The sequence below is a fragment of the Micromonospora ferruginea genome, from assembly GCF_013694245.2.
Classification (GTDB): Bacteria; Actinomycetota; Actinomycetes; order Mycobacteriales; family Micromonosporaceae; genus Micromonospora; species Micromonospora robiginosa.
Map to the genome: position 1 here is coordinate 1691988 of NZ_CP059322.2, position 18277 is coordinate 1710264.

The window sequence follows — 18277 nt, forward strand, 5'->3', positions numbered from 1 at the left end:
GGAGGTGCCATGGCCGGGGTGGTCCGTCCACGTCCCGCGTCCGATTCGTCGGAGCCGGACGAGCCGTCCGGTGACCCGACGCTGCCGGAGCTGGTCGATCCGCACTGGATGCACCGCGCGACCGAACTTGCCGACACCGGCTTCTGGTCGGTGGCGCGGCGGCTGCCCGAGCTGGTGCGCGAGGCGGTCAGCCTGGGCTGGTCGAGCAGTCGCCAGGACACCGCGGCGTCGCTCGGCCTCAACGTCGCCGCCGGGGTGCTCACCACGCTGGGCCTGCTCGCCACCACCGGCGTACTCCAGCAGCTCTTCGCGGCCGGGCCGACGCCGACGCGGATCCGCGCGGCGCTGCCCGCGCTGGCCCTGGCCGCGGCGGCCGTCACCGCTCGCGGCGCGCTCACCGTCGCCGCCGGGTGGGCGCAGGCCCGGCTCATCCCGCAGATCAACTACACGGTCGAGCGGCGCCTGTTCGAGACGACCTCCGAGGTGGAGCTGGCGGCGTTCGACGACGCGGGCTTCGCCGAGGAGATGGACCGCGCCCGCGACCGCGGGGTGGCGGAGGCGGGATCGCTGGTCAACGACACGGTCAACCTGGTCACCGGCGTGGTCGGTGTGGTGGCCACCGCGGCGGCGGTGACCATCATCCACCCGGTGCTGCTGCCCTGCCTCCTGGTCGCCGCCGCCCCGGAGGCGGTCACGGCGGTGCGGATGGCCCGCCGGCAACGCGTCGACTGGCTTGCCCGGATCACCCGGCGCCGGCGCAAGTGGATGCTGGGCGACCTGATGGCCAACCGGCACACCGCGGCCGAGATCCGCGCCTACCAGATGCAGGACTTCCTGCTCTCGGAATTCCGGCTGATGACGCGCCTGGAGACGCGTGCCGAGCTGCGGCTGGCCCGCGCCCAGACGGTCACCCGGGCGCTCGGCCTCTCCGTCACCGGGGTCGCCACGTTCGGGCTCTACCTGGTGCTCGGCGGCCTGCTGCTCACCGGCGTGGTCGCGCTCGCGGCGGCCGCCACCGCGCTGCTCGCCCTGCAGTCCGCCCGCGGCAGCCTGCACACCGCGATCTTCGCCACCAACTCGCTCTACGAGGACGCCCTCTACTACCAGGACTACCGGGACTTCGTGGACCGGGCCCGCCGGCGGGTCCCGACCGGCGGCGACCGCCCGGTCGACGGTTTCGACCGGATCGACCTCGACCGGGTCAGCCTGCGCTACCCGGCCACCGAGACCGCCGCGGTGGACGAGGTCAGCCTCAGCTTCCGTCGTGGCGAGGTGGTCGCGCTGGTGGGGGAGAACGGCTCCGGCAAGACCACGCTGGCCAAGCTGATCGCCGGCCTCTACCGGCCCACCGGCGGCAGCATCCGCTGGGACGGCGTGGACGCCGCCGAGCTGGACCCCCGGCAGACCGCCGCCCAGGTGGCGGTGATGAGCCAGGAGTGGTGGAAGTTCCCGTTCACCGCCGGGCAGAACATCCGCGTCGGCCGCCACGACCGGACCGGCCCGGGCGGCCCCAGCGTGGAGACCGCCGCCCGGGACGCCGCCGCGCACGACATGATCAGCGAGCTGCCGTTCGGGTACGACACGTTGCTGGACCGGCAGTTCAAGAACGGCCAGGACCTGTCCGGCGGGCAGTGGCAGCGGCTGGTGGCCGCGCGCGGGCTCTACCGGGACGCCCGGCTGCTGATCTGCGACGAGCCCTCGGCGGCCTTGGACGCGCGCGCCGAACACGCCCTCTTCGCGCACCTGCGCCGGCACCCCGACCGGACCGTCGTGCTGATCACCCACCGGCTCGCCAACGTCCGGCACGCCGACCGGATCTTCGTCATGGACCACGGCCGGCTCGTGCAATCCGGCGACCACGACACGCTGATGGCCACCGACGGGCCCTACCGGGAGCTGTTCGAGCTGCAGGCGTCCGGCTACCTGGCCGGCGCCGGCGGGCCCACCGCCGACCGTTGACCTCCAGCGCACTCGAACCCCTACCGTGACCGGACCGGCCGCCGCCCGGTCAGTGCGGCGTCACACACCCTGGAGTTCCCATGCGCTACCGCGTCCTCGGCGGCACCGGCATCGAGGTCAGCGTCCACTGTCTCGGCACCATGATGTTCGGCGCCGTCGGCAATCCCGACCACGACGACTGCGTCCGGATCGTGCACGCCGCGCTGGACCGCGGCGTCAACATGGTGGACACCGCCGACATGTACTCGGCGGGGGAGTCCGAGGTGATCGTCGGCAAGGCGCTGCGCGGCCGGCGCGACGACGTGGTGCTCGCCACCAAGGTGCACTTCCCGATGGGTGAGGGCCCCAACCGGGGCGGCAACTCGCGGCGCTGGATCGTCCGCGAGGTCGAGGAGAGCCTGCGCCGGTTGGGCACCGACTGGATCGACCTCTACCAGGTCCACCGGCCCGACCACACCACCGACATCGAGGAGACGCTGGGCGCACTCACCGACCTGGTCCGCGCCGGCAAGATCCGCGCGTTCGGCTGCTCGACGTTCCCGGCCGACGAGATCGTGGAGGCCCAGCACGTCGCCGAGCGGCGGGCGCTCGGTCGGTTCCGCACCGAGCAGCCCCCGTACTCGATCCTGGCGCGCGGGATCGAGACCTCGGTGCTGCCGGCGTGCCGCCGCCACCGGATGGGCGTGCTGGTGTGGAGCCCGCTGGCCTCCGGCTTCCTGTCCGGCCGCTACCGGCGCGACCGGCCGGTCGACCTCACCGCCGGCCGGCCCGCGCTCACCCCGGCCCGGTTCGACCCGGCGCTGCCCGGCAACGCCGCCAAGTACGCCGCCGTCGAGGACCTGGCGGCGCTCGCCGACGAGGTCGGCTGCACGCTGCCGCACCTGGCCGTGGCGTTCACCGCCGCGCACCCGGCGGTCACCTCCACGATCATCGGTCCGCGCACCATGGCGCAACTGGACGCGCTGCTCGACGGCGCGGCGCTGACGCTCGACGACGCGGTGCTCGACCGGATCGACGAGATCGTGCCGCCCGGGATGAACCTCTACCAGCCCGACGGCGCCTGGTCCCCGCCGACGCTCACCGATCCCGCGCTGCGCCGTCGTCCGCTGCCGGAGCGCGCCGCCGCCTGACCGGCGCGCACCCACATCCCGCCGCCGCGTGTGGCGGTGCCTCGTTCGGCCGCCGGCAGATCTTGGTACCGAACGGCCCCTCCGGGGGCCGGTTCGTTCCAAGATCTACGACCATCCTGTGATGCGAGACGTCTATCCCGGAAACAGGACTCGCCGGGTAGGCGGCGAGACGGATGGGGCGGAGGACGGGTGAGGTGTACGGGTGGTTGCCGGGGAGTGCGGGGTGGGGCAGGATCGCCGGAATGCTCCGTCCCCGCCCTCGCCGCGCCGCGGTGCTCGCCGTGCTCGCCCTGGTCACCGCCGGCTGCTCCGCGTCCGGGGCCACCACCGGAACCGGCGCCACCGCCCCCGACGCCACCTCCACCGCCCTCGGCGCCACGTCCGGTGCCGGCGAATCTGCGGCCGGCGGTGGGCCGGGCGCGCCGTCGGCGTCGTCCGCGCCGGCCGCCCGGGCCGGGATCGGCGCCCGACCGAGCGCCCCGGCGGCCCGAGCCTGCAGCGTGTTCCCGGCCGACAACGTCTGGCACGCCGACGTCTCCCGGTTGCCGGTGCACTCCCGCTCGGCCGCGATGGTCGGCGCGATCGGGGCGGGCGCGAACGTGCACGCCGACTTCGGCTCCGGGCAGTGGGAGGGCGCGCCGATCGGCATCCCGGTCACCGTGGTCCCGGCCGGGCAGCGGAAGGTCCCGGTGACCTTCGGGTACGCCGACGAGAGCGACCCGGGCCCGTACCCGATCCCGCCCGACGCGAAGGTGGAGGGCGGACCGTCCGGCACCGGCGACCGGCACGTGATCGTCTGGGACCGGACCGCCTGCCGGGCGTACGAGCTGTTCGACGCGCACCGCTCCGGCAGCGGCTGGCGGGCCGGGTCCGGCGCGGTGTTCGACCTGCGGTCCAACCGGATGCGCCGGGCGGGCTGGACGTCCGCCGACGCGGCCGGCCTGTCGGTGCTGGCCGGGCTGGTCCGCTACGACGAGGTGGCGGCCGGCCGGATCGACCACGCGATCCGGGTGACCGTGCCGCGTACCCGCACCGGCTGGACCTGGCCGGCCAGCCACTCCGCCTCGTCGGCCACCGACCCGGCCCTGCCGCAGCTCGGACAGCGGTTACGGCTCAAGCGCTCGGTCGACCTGTCCGGGCTGCCCCGGCAGGCGCGGATCGTGGCCGAGGCGATGCGCCGGCATGGGCTGATCGTGGCCGACCACGGTTCGGCCTGGTACATCTCCGGCGCCCCGGATCCGCGCTGGGACAACGACGCGCTGCACGCCCTGGACCGCCTGCGCGGCAGCGACTTCGAGGTGGTGGACGCCGCCGGCCTGATGGCCGACGCGACGTCGGCCGCCGTCCGCTGAGCCGGCCACGGGAACCCGGTCGACGCGGGCCGGGCCGGTCGCCCACACTGTCGGAGTGGAACACCGTGACCTGGTCCGGGTGAGCAAGCGGATGTCGCTGGCGTTGCGCCACCGTCCCGACCGGTTCGGCCTGACCCTCGACCGGGCCGGCTGGGTGCCGGTCGCCGACCTGCTCGCCGCGATGCGGATCGGCCGCGCCGACCTGGACGCCGTGGTGGCCGGCAACGACAAGCAGCGCTTCGCGGTCGAGCCCGGCCCGGACGGCGTCGAGCGGATCCGCGCCAGCCAGGGGCACTCGGTCCCGGTCGACCTCGGGCTGGCCCCGGCCGACCCGCCCGGCCGGCTCTTCCACGGCACCGCCGAGGACGTGCTGCCCGCCATCCTGGCGCAGGGGCTGCGCCGGGGGCGGCGACACCACGTACACCTGTCGGCGGACGTGCCGACGGCCCGGCGGGTCGGCGCGCGTCGCGGTGGCGCGGTGGTGGTGCTGGCGGTCGACGCCGTCGCGATGGCAGCGAACGGTCACCTGTTCCACCGGTCCGCGAACGGGGTGTGGCTGACCGACGCGGTGCCGCCGGCCTACCTGACGGTCAGCACGCCGTGACCGGGTGCGCCACCACGCCGTCGAAGAGGTACGCGAGGTCGTTCGGCGCGGCCCGGTCGGGTTGACCGGCGCCGGTGCGGTCGGTGGCGCGGGCGCGCAGCGTGTGCCGGCCGGCGGTCGGCGGGCGCCAACGCGCGGTCCAGCGCTGCCAGGGGCCGCCCCGGTCGGCGGCGACCAGGTCGGCCGGGCGCCACCCGTCGCCGGTGTCCACCTCGACCCGCTCGATCGGCCCGGTGCCGGACCAGGACCGGCCGCGCAGCAGCAGCTCCTCGCCGGCCGGCACCCGGGCGTCCCAGGCCAGCTCGAACGCGCTCTTCACCGGCTGCGCGCCGAGCACCGTGCCGTCGACCGGGTGGCTGGGGCCGAACAGCCGGTAGAACTGGGTGTTCCAGGGTGAGAACAGGGGCGTGGTGGAGACCTCGACCGGGCCCACCCACTTGATCGAGGAGATGCCGATCCAGCCGGGCACCACCACGCGCACCGGGAAGCCGTGGTCGGCGGGCAGCGGCTCGCCGTTCATCTCGTACGCCAGCAGCACGTCGTCGAGCGCCTTGGCGACCGGCAGGGGCCGGCGGACCCGGCCCAGGTTCACCCCGCCGGTGACGTAGTCCGGATCGAGGCCCTCGGGCATCACGTCGACCGCGTCGTCGCGCAGGCCGGCCCGGCGCAGCACGGTGCCCAGCGGTACGCCGCGCCAGCGCGCCACGCCGACGCCGCCCAGCCCCCAGGCCACCCCCGGCGTCGGGTCGCCCTGCTGCTCGGCGAAGAACCGTCGCCCGTTGCCGGCGCACTCGACGAGCGCGGTGCTCTCCTCGGCCGGCAGCCGGCGCAACTCGTCGAGGGTGAACTCCACCGGCGCGCTGCGGGTCGGCGCGCCGCGCAGCCCGTCGCCGAACAGGCGCAGCCGCCAGGTGGTCGGGTCCAGGTGCGGGGTGACGGTGTGGTTGCGGACGAAGAAGCGGTCGGTCGGCACCACGTACCCCTGACCGGCCATCGCCGGCCAGCGCATCTCGGCGTTGGTGCCCAGCGGGCGCAGCAGGTGCGGCGGCAGCGGCTTGGCGATCGGCGGGTCCACGCCGACCGGGGCGGAGACGACCGCGACCGGCTCGCGCTCGGCCGCGGCGGCGGTGACCGCGGTCATCGCGGCGCCCACCTCCCGGAGGCGGTCGCGGTCGACACCGGCGCCGCGTGCCGCACCGGCGAGCCACTGCCGGCTCCGCTCGGCGTCGTGGGCGGCTTCGGTGGGGGACAGGCTCACGGGTGACCTCCGGTGCTCGGCGACGCTGCCATTCCTATTACATCAGTAGGAAAGGCGGGCTCGCCATGCGGTGCATACCCCTGGCAGGGTGTGGTTGGCGCGGGCCGGGCTCGCCATACTTCGAGTCATGAACGCGAGAGGACCGCTCGGCGAATTCCTCCAGGCCCGGCGCTCCCAGCTACGGCCGGAGGACACCGGCGTGGCGACGTACGGTGAACGGCGCCGGGTGCGCGGGCTGCGCCGGGAGGAACTGGCCCTGCTGGCCGGGGTGAGTGTGTCGTACTACTCCCGGCTGGAGCAGGGGCAGGCCGTGAACGCCTCACCCGAGGTGCTCGACGCGCTCGCCCGGGCACTGCGGCTCGACGACGCGGAGCGCCGCCACCTGGGCGAGCTGGTGGCCGGGACCCGCCGCCGGCCCGCCGTACGCCGCCCGGCCGCGGAGCGGGCGAGTCCGGCGGTCCGCCAGCTCGTCGCGACGCTCGGTGACGTGCCCGTGGTGGTGCTCGGTCGCCGCGCGGACGTGCTGGCGTGGAACACCGCGGGTCATGCCCTGTTCGCCGGTCACCTGCCTCCGGAGATCCCGGAGCGACCGGGCCAGGGCCCGAACATGGCACGGCTGGTGTTCCTGGACGCGCACACCCGCGACCTGTACGCGGACTGGCCCACCAAGGCCCGCGCGGTGGTGGCGACGCTGCGAATGGCGTCCGGGCAGGATCCGGACGACCCGCTGACGGCCGCGTTGGTCGGCGAGTTGACGGTGCGGAGCCCGGAGTTCGCTGCCATGTGGGCCGACCACCGGGTGAAGGCCGGCGGCGACACGGTCCACCGGATGCGTCACCCGCTGGTCGGCACGATGGACGTGACGCAGCAGACCCTGCGTACCGAGGACGGTCAGACCGTCGTCGTCGCCACCACCGAACCCGGTTCGGCCTCGCACGCGGCGATGACGTTGCTCGTGCATGGGGCCGTCACCACCCGTGCCGGCGCTCCGCAGCCGCCTGCCATGCGCGCATAGCGCCATCCCAACGCTCGACGCGAGGTGCTCCGAAAGGAGCGCCGGATCCGTCGCGCCCATCAACAGGAATCTGATCAGGAGACAAGAATGCGCAAGAGAATGACGACCCTCGCCGTCGCGCTCGCCGCGGCGGGGATGGGCGTGGTGACCGTCGCCCCGTCGAGCGGGGCGCCGGCCGCACCCGGACGGGCCCCGACCATGGGGGCGGCCCGACCGTCCGCCTCGCCGGTGCCGTCGCGGATCGCGGTCCACTTCGACCTGACCGAGGGGCAGATGCCGGAGAACGTCGCCCTCGACCCGGACGGCACGGCCTACGTCACGTTCGCGGCCTCCCGACAGGTCGCCGCGGTCACCCCGTCCGGCGGGACGCGGATCCTGGCCACGCTGCCGGCCCCGGCCGACGGCGGCGTCCACACGCCGGTGCTCGCATTCGCGCTGACCACCGGCATCGTCCGGATGACCGACGGCACCCTCTATTTCCTGTACGCCAGCGGCGACGCCGCCTCCACCGGGCTGTACCGGCTACGCCCCGGCGGGACCCCGCAGCGCATCGCGGCCCTGCCGGCCGCCGGACTTCCCAACGGCCTGGCGTTCGACGCGGCGGCGCGGAGGTTCTACCTCACCGACTCGGTGCTCGGCACGATCTCGACCGTCCCCCTGCACGGCGGCCGGGTCGAGGTCTGGTCGGCGGCCCCGGAACTTGCCGCGACAGGTTTCCTCGGCGCCAACGGCATCAAGGTGCGCGACGGCGCGGTGTGGGCGACCAACCTCGACCAGGGCACGCTGCTGCGTGTCCCGGTGCGGCACGGCCGGCCCGGGCCCGTCCGGGTGGCGGCCACCGGTCTGGTCGGCATCGACGACTTCACGTTCGTCGGCGCCGGTGAGCACCAGGTCATCGCCGCCCTGGACGGGCCGAACACGGTGGTGGGCATCGACGCGTCCGGTCGCTCCCGGACGCTGCTGACCGCCGCCGACGGGCTGCAGAACCCGACCTCGGTGGCCGTGCGCGGCCGCACCCTCTACGTGCTCAGTGCCGCGTACACCACGGGCGTCGACCCCAATCTGACGCTGGCCAGCCTGCCGGCCCGTTGACCCGGCCCCTCTCGGATCGCCCGCCGCCGTCGGATGACGGTGACGGGCGATCCGAACACCACGGGAGCGGCCTTGCCGACGCCTCAGGTGGCGCCGAGCAGCGTCACCACGCCGGCCGCCACCAGCACGCCGGCCCAGAGCCGGTCCACGTTGAACCAGGCCCGGCGCAGCACCCCGACGCCGAGCACCTCGTACACCAGCAGCGCCACGACCAGCGCGACGCCGAGCATGGCGGCGGTGTGCACGGCCGCCGCGGCCAACCCGGTCAGCGCGCCGGCGGGCGCGGCGGCCAAGTGCCCGGCGTGCGGCCCGCCGCCGACCGCCGGCTCGGCGAGCAGCACCGGCAGCAGCATCAGGCCCGCGCCGTGCGCCGCCGACATCAGGAACGACCAGGCGGTGAGCTGGGCCGCCGACAGTCGCATCCCGGCCCAGCGGAAGTGCCGCTCGGACAGCAGCCGCCACAGCCCGAACCCGACCAGCACCAGCCCGCCGGTCACCGCAACCACGGTGCCGGCGGTCGCCGAGCGGGTCGCGCTGACCAGCGCAGCGACCACCGCCACCGAGGCCAGGTGGCCGGCCGCGATCGGCGGCAGCGCGGCCAGGAGCGCCGCCCGGCGGCGCTCCTGCAGCCCTCGGGCCACCGCGAACAGCCAGCCCATCGCCGGGTTCAGGCCGTGGAACGCGCCGAGGCCGGCCAGCGCCGCCCAGGTCGCACCGGTCACGGGAAGCAATACGAGTCGGACGAGGCGTCGCCGCCCTGCAACCGGGTCTGGTGCACCCGCCGGCCGCGGAACTCGTCGCCGCGCGGGAAGAAGCGCGGGTCCGGGACGAGGCCGCCGTGCTCCGGGTCGACGTCGAGCTTCGCCACCCAGGCGCCCACCCCGTCGGGATAGAACTGGTCGTCCCAGGCGCCGTAGAGCGAGTTGCTGACGTAGACGCGGCGGCCGTCGCGGCTGATCTCCACCATCTGCGGGCCGCCGGCGAGCGGCTCGTCGGGGAACGCCGGGTGCGGGGTGCGGTGCACGATGCCGCCGAGGCGCACCGAGCCGACCCGGACCGGGTGGAACGGGTCACTGACGTCGTAGCGGATCAGTTCGCCGGTGCCCCAGCAGGAGACGTGCAGGAACCGGTCGTCCACCGACAGGTCGATGTCGGTGACCAGTGGCGGCACCGCGCCGAACGGCTTGAGCAGCTCCGGCAGGTCGGCCGGGTCCGCCGGCTCGGCCGGGATGTCGATCACCTTGGTCACCGCCCAGGCGTCGCCGTCGCGGTGCCACAGCCACACCGAGGCGGACAGGTCCTCGACGCTGATCACCACGCCGACGAAGCCGTACGACTTCGTCGGGTCGTGCGCGGGGCGCAGCTCCAGCGCCATCTGGTGCTGGTCGCCGAGGTCGACGCGCTGCACGTGCCGGCGCTTCGCCAGATCCCAGAAGTGGATCGCGTGCCCGTAGCGGCGGCCCAGCAGCAGCTCGCCGACGATGCCGTCCTCGATCATCGAGGGTGTGCCCCACTCGCTGGTGACCAGCACGTCCTGCGTGTAGTGCCACCAGAAGTCGTACGCCAGGAACTGCGGTCCCCGGTCGGCCTCCCACGCCCCGCGTACCTCGAAGGTGGTGTGGTCGAGCACGGCGATGCCGCCGGGGCCCTCCTGGCCGTCGGCGCCGCCGAGCGCGGAGACGTAGATGCCGTCCGGCCCGCAGTGCACGGTGTGCGGGCGGGAGTAGCCGGCCCGCTTGCCCAACTCCTCCGGGCCGATCACCTTGACCAGTTCGGGGCGGCGCGGGTCGGTCTTGGTGTCCAGCACGTGGATCCGGGACGAGCGCAGCCCGGGCACGATCAGGTAGCGGCGTTCCACGTGCGGGTGCGGCGCGGTCGGGCAGAGCGCGCTGCTGCACGCGTTCCACCCGAAGTGGTGCACCTCGTCGCCGGTGTGCGGCAGCTCGGTCCAGCCCACCACCCGGCCGTACTCCTCGGAGTCCGGGTCGGTGTCCAGCACCGCGATGGCGTCCGGTTGCTGCCCGGCGCGGTCGAACGCGGCCACGTAGGCCGGCTTCTCGGCCGGTGCGGCGGCGGCCGACGCGGGGGAGGGATAGAAGGACGGGTCGGGGGTCCAGCGGGTCATCGGGTCTCCCTGGGTTCAGGCGGTGGGCACGCCGAGGCGGTCGAGCAGCCGGCGGCGCAGCGCGCCGAAGGCCGGCTCGTCGGGGCTGCGGGTCGGGCCGAGGTGGACCGGGATCTCCTCCGCGATGATGCCGCCGTCGAGCAGCAGGACGCGGTCGGCGAGCAGCAGCGCCTCCTCCACGTCGTGGGTGACCAGCAGCGCGGCGAAGCCGTGCTGGGTGCGCAGCCGACGCAGCAGCCCCTGCATGCGCAGCCGGGTCAGCGCGTCCAGCGCGCCGAACGGCTCGTCCAGGAGCAGCAGATCCGGCTCGCGGACCAGCGCCCGGGCCACCGCGACCCGCTGCGCCTGCCCGCCGGAGAGTTCCGCGGGCCAGGCCCGGCCCCGGTCGGCGAGCCCCACCTCGGCCAGCGCGCGGGCGACCCGGGCGCTGACGTCCGGGCCGCCGAGACCGAGCGCGACGTTGTCGGCCGCCCGCTTCCACGGCAGCAGCCGGTGTTCCTGGAACACCACCGCGGCGGTGCCGTGCACCGTCCAGGCGCCGTCGGCGGCGTCGTCCAGCCCGGCGAGCACGCGCAGCAGCGTGCTCTTGCCGGAGCCGCTGCCGCCGAGCAACGCCACCGTCTCCCCGGCGGCGACGGTCAGGTCCACGCCGGCCAGCACCTCGGTGGGGCCGAAGGACCGGGTCACCGCGCGGGCGGTGAGCACCGGCGTGGTCAGGTCGCGCGCAGCCCGCGTCGCCATGTCAGCGTCCTCCTCTCCGCGTACCGCAGGGCCAGGTCGGAGGCGAGTCCCAGCAGCGCGTAGATGACCAGGCCGAGCACCACCACGTCGGTCTGGCTGAACTCGCGCGCCTCCATCATCAGGAAGCCGACGCCGGTCTGGGCGTTGACCTGCTCGCCGACGACCAGGCTGAGCCAGGCCGCGCCGATGGCCAGCCGTAGCCCGAGGAAGAGGGCGGGCAGCGCGCCGGGCAGCACCACGTGCCGCAGCCGCGCGCCCGGGCCGAGGCCGCAGGTGCGGGCCGCCTCCACCAGCCGCTCGTCGATGTCGCGGATGCCGGCGTACAGGTTGAAGTAGATCGGGAAGAACGCGCCGAGCGCGACCAGGGTGACCTTCAGCGACTCGCCGATGCCGACCCAGATGATGAGCAGCGGGACCAGGCCCAGGTGCGGCAGCATCCGGGCCGCCTGCACCGGTGGGTCGACCAGGTCGTCGCCGAGGCGCAGCAGCCCGGCGGCGGCGCCGAGCGCCAGCGCCAGGCCGCCGCCGATGAGCAGGCCGAGCGCCGCGCGGGTGAGCGAGTCGAGCAGGTGGACGCCGAGCGTGCCGTCGCGGGCCAGCCGCCAGCCGGTGGCGAGCACCGTGCTCGGCGCCGGCAACTTCTCCGGCGAGAGCAGACCGGCCCGCGCGGCGGCCTCCCAGGCCAGCACCAGTGCCACCGGGCTGACCACCCGCCGCCACCGCCAGGCGGTCGCGGCCCGCGGTCGTCGCGGCGCCGGCCGGGGTACGACCGGCGCCGGCGCCTCGGCCAGCGCCGGGCCGCTCACCGGAACGCCTCGCCGAACCGGCCGTCCACCCGACCGGCGATGTCCACCGGCCCGGGGACCAGCTTCAACTCCACGAAGCTGTCCGCGATGGCCTGCAACTCCGTGCCGATCTCCGGGGTGACCGGGGCAAGTGGCTTGGCGCTGCGGGCCAGCGCCCGGGTGGTCACGTCCAGCGGGATCTTCAGCTCCGGGGCGAGGACAGCGGCCCGCTCGTCCGGGTGGGCGATGCCCCAGTCGGTGGTCTGCCGGTAGGTGTCCAGGAAGGCGCGTACGTGGTCGGTCCGGTTCTTCACCGCGTCCGGCGCGGCCAGCACGTACTCGCGGTTGCCGGCCAGGCCGGTGGCGTCGGCGAGTACCCGCACGTCGGGCCGCTCGGCAAGCGCGAAGTAGGGATCCCAGATGATCCACGCGTCGACCTGCCCGTTGTCGAACGCGGGCCGCCCCTCGGCCGGCTTGAGGTACTTGACGTTGACGTCGGCCAGCGTCATCTTGTTGGCCTCCAGCAGCTTCACCAGCAGCCAGTGCACGTTGGAGCCCTTGTTCAGCGCGACCGTCTTCCCGCGCAGGTCGGCGAAGCTGCGGTACGGGCTGTCCGCCTTCACCAGCACCGCCTCGCCCTGCGGGATGGGCTCGGAGGTGCCGATCACGGAGAACGGAATCTTCCCGGCGGCGGCGAAGACGGGTGGCGCCTCCCCGGTCTGCCCGATGTCGATGGAGCCGGCCTTGAGCGCCTCGGTCAGCGCCGGGCCGCTCTCGAACAGCGACCAGGTGACGTTCTTCGCGGCGCCACGCGCCTTGACCAGGCTGAGGCCGCCGAAGCGTTGGTAGCCGACCCGCAGCGGGGCGTCGTCGCCGCGGGCGCCGGCCGGCTCGCCGCCGCAGGCCGCCAGCGTGGTGGCGGCGAGCAGCGCGAGCGCGGCGAGCAACGCGCTCACCCGGCGGCGGCGGGGTCTCGACGGGGTACGCATGGCGACTCCTCGGGGAGGGGGATGACCCGGCCATCGGCGGGCGTCAGCAACCTACCAACCCGATAGGATTTATGGGTAGTCTGTCGGCGCGGTCGTCCCACCCCTCAGGAGATGCCCGCCCGATCCCCGCCGGAGGCCACCATGTCGCTCACCTTCCACTGGTTCCTGCCGACCTACGGCGACAGTCGGGCCATCGTGGGCGGCGGACACGGCGTGCCGGTCGGCACCGCGGGCGGGGCCCGCCCGGCAAGCGTCGCCTACCTCGGCCAGATCGCCCGCAGCGCCGAACAGCTCGGCTTCGCCGGCGCGCTCACCCCCACCGGCGCCTGGTGCGAAGACGCCTGGCTGGCCACCGCCATGCTCGCCGAGGCGACCGAGCGGCTGAAGTTCCTCGTCGCGTTCCGGCCCGGCCTGCTCTCACCCACGCTCGCCGCGCAGATGGCCTCCACCTTCCAGCGCCTCTCCGGCGGCCGGCTGCTGCTCAACGTGGTCACCGGCGGCGAGTCCACCGAGCAGCGGGCGTACGGCGACTTCCTCGACAAGGACGCCCGCTACACGCGTACCGACGAGTTCCTGCACGTGGTGCGCGCGCTGTGGCGCGGCGAGACGGTCGACCACGACGGCGCCCACGTCCGGGTGGAGGGCGCCCGGCTGGGCCGGGTGCCCGATCCGGTGCCGCCGATCTACTTCGGCGGGTCGTCCGCCGCCGCCGGCCCGGTCGCCGCCCGGCACAGCGACGTCTACCTGACCTGGGGCGAGCCGCCCGCACAGGTCGCCGGCAAGCTGGACTGGATCCGCGGGCTGGCCGGCGCGGCCGGCCGCGAGGTGCGCTACGGCATCCGGCTGCACGTGATCAGCCGGGACACCGCCGACGAGGCATGGGCGCAGGCCCGCAAACTGCTCGACGGCATCGCCTCCGACGACATCCGCGCCGTCCAGGAGGGGCTGCGGCGCAGCGAGTCCGAGGGGCAGCGGCGGATGCTGGACCTGCACGGCGGCTCCCGCGACAGCCTGGAGATCGCGCCCAACCTGTGGGCCGGGGTGGGCCTGGTGCGCGGCGGCGCCGGCACCGCGCTGGTCGGCAGCCACACCGAGGTCGCCGACCGCATCGCCGAATACCACGCGCTCGGCATCGACGAGTTCATCCTCTCCGGGCACCCGCACCTGGAGGAGGCGTACTGGTTCGGCGAGGGGGTGCTGCCGATCCTTCGCCGGCGCGGGCTGTGGCGGCACCCGGCCGGCGAGCCGGCCACCGAGGCGCCGGCCGCAGTGCCGTTCTCCCCCCAGCCGATGCCGGCCCGAGGCTGACGATCAGACCGGGTGTTGCCCGGCCAGGAAGTCGGCCAGCACCCGGGTGTGCGTGGAGAACGCCAGCTCGACCGGCTCGGTGAGCACCAGCCACTCGGTGGCCTCCTCGGTCGGCGCGGACGGCGGCAGGTCACCGGCCGGCCGCTCGGGCAGCACACCGAAGACCATCATGGTGCCGCCGGCCGGCGCGCCGTGCACCGCGAACAGTCGCGCCTCGCCGGCCTCGGCGTGCAGCCCGGTCTCCTCCCGCAGCTCCCGCACCAGCGCCTCGGACCACTCCTCGCCGTACTCGACGAAGCCGCCCGGCAGCGCCAGCTCGCCGCGGGCCGGCTCGATGTCGCGGCGGACGGCCACCACGCCGAGGCCCTCGGGTGTGCGGACCGGCAGCACCGCCACCGCGACGGGCAGCGGATTGCGCCACACCGTCTCGCCGCAGGCCGGGCAGACCCGCGGCCACCCGGCGCCCGCCGGGTAGGCCGCGCCACAGAAGGAGCAGTGCGAGTACGCGGTCACGCCGCGCACGTTACCCGCCCAACCTCGGACCGTCGTCGCTCGAGGGCGTGCCGGCCGGGCGCGGGCGCCCGTCACGGCCGGCCCGCCACCTGGGCGCGTGCCTCCATCAGGGCGAAGCCGAGCAGGTTCTCGCCCCGCCACGTCCCCGGGGCGGCGGCGCGCGGATCGTCGGCGGTCAGGCCGATGCCCCAGATGCGGTCCGTCGGGCTCGCCTCCACCAGCACCCGGTCGCCGGTGTCGAGCAGGAACCGCCGCAATGGCTCGTGCTGGCCGAACTTGGCCACGTTGCCGGCCACCACGACGTCCCAGCGGCGAGCCGTCCAGACCGCCTCGTCGAAGCCGCGCACCCGCCGCCCGAGCGCCTTCGCCCGGTGCGGATGCGACGCGGTGAGCACCCGCTCGGCGATCGCGTGGTCGCCGAAGAGGGCGGCCTTGTGCCACATCATCCAGTGCTCGGCGGTGGCGAACTCCCGACCGTCCACGGTGAACGGCGCCGGCCACCACTGGCTCAGGCAGCCGGCGCCGACGCTGCCGTCCCGCTGCGGCTGATGACCCCAGAAGCGTAGGTATGTGACGGTGGCGCCGGAGTCGAGGGCGGCGGTCAGGTCGGCGACGGATCGGATCAGCACACCAGCATTCTGCCCACCCCCACCCCGCCGGCGCCCCGGCGCCTCGGCTCGGCGGTTAGGCGGGGCCCCTTCCTCTACCGAATGCGTTAAGCAGGGGCCCCGCCTTACACCTCGGCGCCGGTGTAGAAGGCGGCTACCCGCTCGCCGGCGGCGCGGGCCTGGTCGGCGGGGGTGCCGGCGCTCACGCTGGCCGCCGTCCAACGGTCACCGGACTCGGTGACGAACCGGCGGCCCTCGTCGGAGCCCATCCACTCGGCTGCCGAAGCCGGGTCCACGCCCTCGCCGGCGGCGCCGAAGTGCGAGGCGAGACCGAGAAGCGCGAGGTCCCAGCCGATGCCGACCGCGCCCGGCCCGTACTCGGCCCACCGCTGGTCGTCGACGTGTGCGACGTGCTCCAGCTCGAAGCGGGTACGTCCGGCGCCGGCGTCGCTCAGCCGTACCTCGATCCAGCTCACCTCGCCGCCGAACTCCCAGGTGGCGGCGAAGCCGTGCGGCGGATCGCACCGCTGCACGGTGCCCTCGGCGTTGCCCTCCAGCCGGTACCGGCCGCCGACGCCCAGGTCGCCGGAGACCGGCAGGAACCAGCGCGGGATCCGCTCCGGGTTGGTGCAGGCGTCGAAGACGTCGTCCACCGGCGCGTCGTACGTCTGGCTGATGGTCAGCACCCGCGCCTGCCCGGCGGGCAGCGTACGGTCGCCGATCCGGCGCTCGACGGCGCTGATCTGGCCGGTCACGTCGATCATGGGTTGGTCCTCTCGTCGTCGGGGTCGTTCTCGCGCAGCCTCCGTTCGCGGCGGCCCCGGGCCAGCTCGGTGGCGAGCGCGGCCAGCGGCGGCGCCCAGAAGCGGCGGAAGCCGGCCAGCCACGCGTCGATCTCGCGCAGCGGGCCGGGGTCGACCGCGTAGAGCCGGCGGGTGCCCTCGGCGCGCACGGTGGTGAAGCCGTGTTCGCGCAGCACCTTGAGGTGCTGGGAGACGGCGGGCTGGCTGATGCCGAACTCGCGCCGCACGGTCTCGCCGAGCGCGCCGGCCGGCTGCTCGCCGTCGGCGAGCAGCTCCAGGATCCGCCGTCGGACCGGGTCGCCGAGGACGTCGAAGGCGTGCACGACCCCTTTGTATCATGCTGCGCTTATATAAGCGAGCGCTGTAGTGTTAAGCAGGGCCCCTTCCTCTACCGAATGCGTTAACAAGGGGCCCCGCCTTACACCTCAGGCGCCGAGGCGGGCGGCGACGGTGCGGCGCAGCTCCGGCAGGCGGTCGTGCAGCAGGCCGGGGCACTGGGTGGAGTTGAAGTCCTTGTGCCCGTAGATCTCGGTGGGCGCGATGCCGTACTGCTGGCAGGTGAACGCGCAGAACCAGACCAGGCTGTCCCACAGCGCCTGCGGCGGCTGCACGTCGAGGTAGATGCCGTCGTTCTCGATGCCGATGGCCTGGCTGTTCTGCCCGACGCAGTGCGCGCCCTGCACCATGCTCTGCCCGTGCAGCAGCCCGTAGAGGCTGCCGTGCCGGCCCTCGGTCAGGTAGCCGCCCCGGCTGTTGGTGAAGTGCTGCCCGGAGTCGAGCCAGCCGTTGGAGTCCATGTGCAGGTTCTGGATGTCGCGGGAGTTCCGGTAGGCCTGGGCGAGGCTGTAGTCGGTGGTGTTCGGGAACGCCGTGTGATGAATGATGATCTTGTTGGGTCGGCTCTGCACCACGCTGACCGGCGACGAGGGCGGCCGGGCGGCCCAGGTCGCGCAGTTGGCGATGGTCGGCTGGTCGACCCGGGCCGCGGCGGCCCGCGCGTCGCCGGCGCCGACCTGGGTCAGCGCGCCGGCGCCGGCCGCGGCGCCGAGCAGGACCGCGCCGCGCAGCACGGCCCGCCGGGGGAGAGGAACGGACATCGGGGCCTCCTCGTCGGTACGGAACGCGGTGGCGGGACGGACCGTCGCGGCCCGTCCCGCCGTCGCCGGGTCAGCAGGTGCCGTTGCAGGCCAGCACCCGGAGCCGGTCCAGGGTGCCGTTCCAGACGTTCTGGTCGCCGGGGAAGGTGCCGGAGGAGGACCACTGCCAGAAGGAGTACGTGCCCCAGCCGGCCGGCAACGTGCCGACGCTGCTGGAGTAGCGCGCGATCCACAGTGGGTTGTTGGCGGCGAACTGTGAGGTGTTGCCGGTGCAGGTGCTCCACCAGTCGGTGGTGGTGTAGATGGTGGCCCACCGGCCGGTGCGGGCGTAGTACTGGTTGACGAACGAGGCGATCCAGCTCCGCATCGACGCCTGGCTCAGCCCGTAGCAGGTGGCGCCGTACGGGTTGTACTCGATGTCGAGCGCGCCGGGCAGCGTCCTGCCGTCCCTCGACCAGCCGCCGCCGTGGTCGACGAAGTAGTTGGCCTGGGTGGCGCCGGTCGTGGTGTCCGGCCGGGCGAAGTGGTACGCCCCGCGGATCATCCCGACGTTGTACGAGCCGTTGTACTGCTGGGCGAAGTACGCGTTGGTGTAGTAGGTGCCCTCGGTCGCCTTGACGTAGGCGAACCGGGCGCCGTTGGCCCAGGCGGTGGACCAGTTCACGTTGCCCTGGTAGCTGGAGACGTCCATGCCGGGCAGGCCGGCCGGGGCGGCGTGGGCGGGGGCCGCGCCGACCAGGGCGGTCGCGGCGGCGGTGACGGTGGCGAGCACGGCGGCGCCGGTGGCGCGCAGCGCTGTGCGCAGGAGACGGTGCATCTTTCCTCCCGGGGGGTTGCCGCTCGGGGCGGCGGGAGTTGGACGAAAGGAACTGTCAACATTAGGTCACACGACGGAGAA

At 74.4% G+C, this 18277-nt stretch carries 19 protein-coding genes; 7 read left to right on the forward strand and 12 right to left on the reverse strand.

What is annotated here, in order from left to right; translation table 11 throughout:
- The first annotated feature begins 9 nt into the window (after positions 1-9).
- The 4 genes from H1D33_RS07350 (at position 10) to H1D33_RS07365 (ending at position 5045) form a co-directional block, all read left to right on the forward strand.
- Positions 10-1959: an ABC transporter ATP-binding protein gene (locus H1D33_RS07350; RefSeq protein ID WP_181568790.1), complete on the forward strand. Its 1950-nt coding sequence runs from the start codon at positions 10-12 to the stop codon at positions 1957-1959.
- A gap of 80 nt (positions 1960-2039) precedes the next feature.
- Positions 2040-3089, forward strand: a complete 1050-nt coding sequence (locus H1D33_RS07355; RefSeq protein WP_181568789.1) for an aldo/keto reductase — start codon at positions 2040-2042, stop codon at positions 3087-3089.
- A 242-nt stretch (positions 3090-3331) separates the two neighbouring features.
- Entirely contained in the window at positions 3332-4441 is a 1110-nt protein-coding gene (locus H1D33_RS07360) for a hypothetical protein (RefSeq protein WP_181568788.1), read from the forward strand.
- Between the two features lie 55 nt (positions 4442-4496).
- Complete coding sequence (locus H1D33_RS07365; RefSeq protein ID WP_181568787.1) at positions 4497-5045, forward strand: RNA 2'-phosphotransferase; 549 nt, start codon at positions 4497-4499, stop codon at positions 5043-5045.
- Here the strand turns inward: H1D33_RS07365 and H1D33_RS07370 are convergent.
- Positions 5032-6303: a sulfite oxidase gene (locus H1D33_RS07370; RefSeq protein ID WP_181568786.1), complete on the reverse strand. Its 1272-nt coding sequence runs from the start codon at positions 6301-6303 to the stop codon at positions 5032-5034. The genes H1D33_RS07365 and H1D33_RS07370 overlap by 14 nt on opposite strands.
- Positions 6304-6430: 127 nt before the next feature.
- Here H1D33_RS07370 and H1D33_RS07375 point away from each other — a divergent pair, with 127 nt between their 5' ends.
- Together H1D33_RS07375 and H1D33_RS07380 are read left to right on the forward strand one after the other, a co-directional pair.
- Positions 6431-7318: a helix-turn-helix transcriptional regulator gene (locus tag H1D33_RS07375; RefSeq protein WP_181568785.1), complete on the forward strand. Its 888-nt coding sequence runs from the start codon at positions 6431-6433 to the stop codon at positions 7316-7318.
- An 87-nt stretch (positions 7319-7405) separates the two neighbouring features.
- Entirely contained in the window at positions 7406-8410 is a 1005-nt protein-coding gene (locus tag H1D33_RS07380; RefSeq protein WP_181568784.1) for an SMP-30/gluconolactonase/LRE family protein, read from the forward strand.
- Positions 8411-8493: 83 nt separating this feature from the next.
- Here H1D33_RS07380 and H1D33_RS07385 read toward each other — a convergent pair whose 3' ends face one another.
- Genes H1D33_RS07385 through H1D33_RS07405 form a run of 5 tightly spaced genes read right to left on the reverse strand, consistent with a single transcriptional unit; the run spans position 8494 to position 13050 of the window.
- The gene (locus H1D33_RS07385; RefSeq protein ID WP_181568783.1) at positions 8494-9132 is read right to left on the reverse strand and encodes a hypothetical protein; all 639 of its coding nucleotides are present in this window, start codon (positions 9130-9132) and stop codon (positions 8494-8496) included.
- Entirely contained in the window at positions 9129-10535 is a 1407-nt protein-coding gene (locus H1D33_RS07390) for a selenium-binding protein SBP56-related protein (RefSeq protein WP_181568782.1), read from the reverse strand. The genes H1D33_RS07385 and H1D33_RS07390 overlap by 4 nt, the downstream gene beginning before the upstream one ends.
- 15 nt (positions 10536-10550) lie before the next feature.
- Positions 10551-11276 carry an ABC transporter ATP-binding protein gene (locus H1D33_RS07395; protein ID WP_181568781.1) on the reverse strand — a complete coding sequence of 242 codons (726 nt, stop codon included), beginning with the start codon at positions 11274-11276 and terminating at the stop codon, positions 10551-10553.
- Entirely contained in the window at positions 11249-12082 is an 834-nt protein-coding gene (locus tag H1D33_RS07400; RefSeq protein ID WP_181568780.1) for an ABC transporter permease, read from the reverse strand. Before H1D33_RS07400 ends, H1D33_RS07395 begins: the two co-directional genes overlap by 28 nt.
- On the reverse strand, positions 12079-13050 hold the full coding sequence (locus H1D33_RS07405) for a sulfonate ABC transporter substrate-binding protein (protein WP_181568779.1): 972 nt from the start codon (positions 13048-13050) through the stop codon (positions 12079-12081). Before H1D33_RS07405 ends, H1D33_RS07400 begins: the two co-directional genes overlap by 4 nt.
- 141 nt (positions 13051-13191) lie before the next feature.
- On the opposite strand from H1D33_RS07405, the gene H1D33_RS07410 reads away from it, so the two are divergent.
- Positions 13192-14358 carry an LLM class flavin-dependent oxidoreductase gene (locus tag H1D33_RS07410; RefSeq protein WP_181572842.1) on the forward strand — a complete coding sequence of 389 codons (1167 nt, stop codon included), beginning with the start codon at positions 13192-13194 and terminating at the stop codon, positions 14356-14358.
- Positions 14359-14361: 3 nt separating this feature from the next.
- On the opposite strand, the gene H1D33_RS07415 is transcribed toward H1D33_RS07410, so the two are convergent.
- The 6 genes from H1D33_RS07415 to H1D33_RS07440 all read right to left on the reverse strand — a co-directional run bounded on the left by H1D33_RS07415 (position 14362) and on the right by H1D33_RS07440 (position 18196).
- The gene (locus H1D33_RS07415) at positions 14362-14871 is read right to left on the reverse strand and encodes an NUDIX domain-containing protein (protein WP_181568778.1); all 510 of its coding nucleotides are present in this window, start codon (positions 14869-14871) and stop codon (positions 14362-14364) included.
- Between the two features lie 71 nt (positions 14872-14942).
- Complete coding sequence (locus tag H1D33_RS07420) at positions 14943-15500, reverse strand: NADAR family protein (RefSeq protein WP_181568777.1); 558 nt, start codon at positions 15498-15500, stop codon at positions 14943-14945.
- A 104-nt stretch (positions 15501-15604) separates the two neighbouring features.
- On the reverse strand, positions 15605-16243 hold the full coding sequence (locus H1D33_RS07425) for an SRPBCC family protein (RefSeq protein ID WP_181568776.1): 639 nt from the start codon (positions 16241-16243) through the stop codon (positions 15605-15607).
- Positions 16240-16605, reverse strand: a complete 366-nt coding sequence (locus H1D33_RS07430; protein WP_181568775.1) for an ArsR/SmtB family transcription factor — start codon at positions 16603-16605, stop codon at positions 16240-16242. The genes H1D33_RS07425 and H1D33_RS07430 overlap by 4 nt, the downstream gene beginning before the upstream one ends.
- Before the next feature lie 102 nt (positions 16606-16707).
- The gene (locus H1D33_RS07435; protein ID WP_181568774.1) at positions 16708-17379 is read right to left on the reverse strand and encodes a peptidoglycan recognition protein family protein; all 672 of its coding nucleotides are present in this window, start codon (positions 17377-17379) and stop codon (positions 16708-16710) included.
- 70 nt (positions 17380-17449) lie between these two features.
- Positions 17450-18196 (reverse strand): lysozyme, encoded by a 747-nt coding sequence (locus tag H1D33_RS07440; protein ID WP_181568773.1) that lies wholly within the window; start codon positions 18194-18196, stop codon positions 17450-17452.
- Positions 18197-18277: the final 81 nt, after the last annotated feature.

Bases quoted from the DNA above. Each gene is read 5' to 3' on its own strand.
- H1D33_RS07350 (WP_181568790.1), top strand. From the start codon at position 10: ATGGCCGGGGTGGTCCGTCCACGTCCCGCGTCCGATTCGTCGGAGCCG.
- H1D33_RS07355 (WP_181568789.1), top strand. From the start codon at position 2,040: ATGCGCTACCGCGTCCTCGGCGGCACCGGCATCGAGGTCAGCGTCCAC.
- H1D33_RS07360 (WP_181568788.1), top strand. From the start codon at position 3,332: ATGCTCCGTCCCCGCCCTCGCCGCGCCGCGGTGCTCGCCGTGCTCGCC.
- H1D33_RS07375 (WP_181568785.1), top strand. From the start codon at position 6,431: ATGAACGCGAGAGGACCGCTCGGCGAATTCCTCCAGGCCCGGCGCTCC.
- H1D33_RS07380 (WP_181568784.1), top strand. From the start codon at position 7,406: ATGCGCAAGAGAATGACGACCCTCGCCGTCGCGCTCGCCGCGGCGGGG.
- H1D33_RS07390 (WP_181568782.1), bottom strand. From the start codon at position 10,535: ATGACCCGCTGGACCCCCGACCCGTCCTTCTATCCCTCCCCCGCGTCG.
- H1D33_RS07395 (WP_181568781.1), bottom strand. From the start codon at position 11,276: ATGGCGACGCGGGCTGCGCGCGACCTGACCACGCCGGTGCTCACCGCC.
- H1D33_RS07405 (WP_181568779.1), bottom strand. From the start codon at position 13,050: ATGCGTACCCCGTCGAGACCCCGCCGCCGCCGGGTGAGCGCGTTGCTC.
- H1D33_RS07410 (WP_181572842.1), top strand. From the start codon at position 13,192: ATGTCGCTCACCTTCCACTGGTTCCTGCCGACCTACGGCGACAGTCGG.
- H1D33_RS07425 (WP_181568776.1), bottom strand. From the start codon at position 16,243: ATGATCGACGTGACCGGCCAGATCAGCGCCGTCGAGCGCCGGATCGGC.
- H1D33_RS07435 (WP_181568774.1), bottom strand. From the start codon at position 17,379: ATGTCCGTTCCTCTCCCCCGGCGGGCCGTGCTGCGCGGCGCGGTCCTG.
- H1D33_RS07440 (WP_181568773.1), bottom strand. From the start codon at position 18,196: ATGCACCGTCTCCTGCGCACAGCGCTGCGCGCCACCGGCGCCGCCGTG.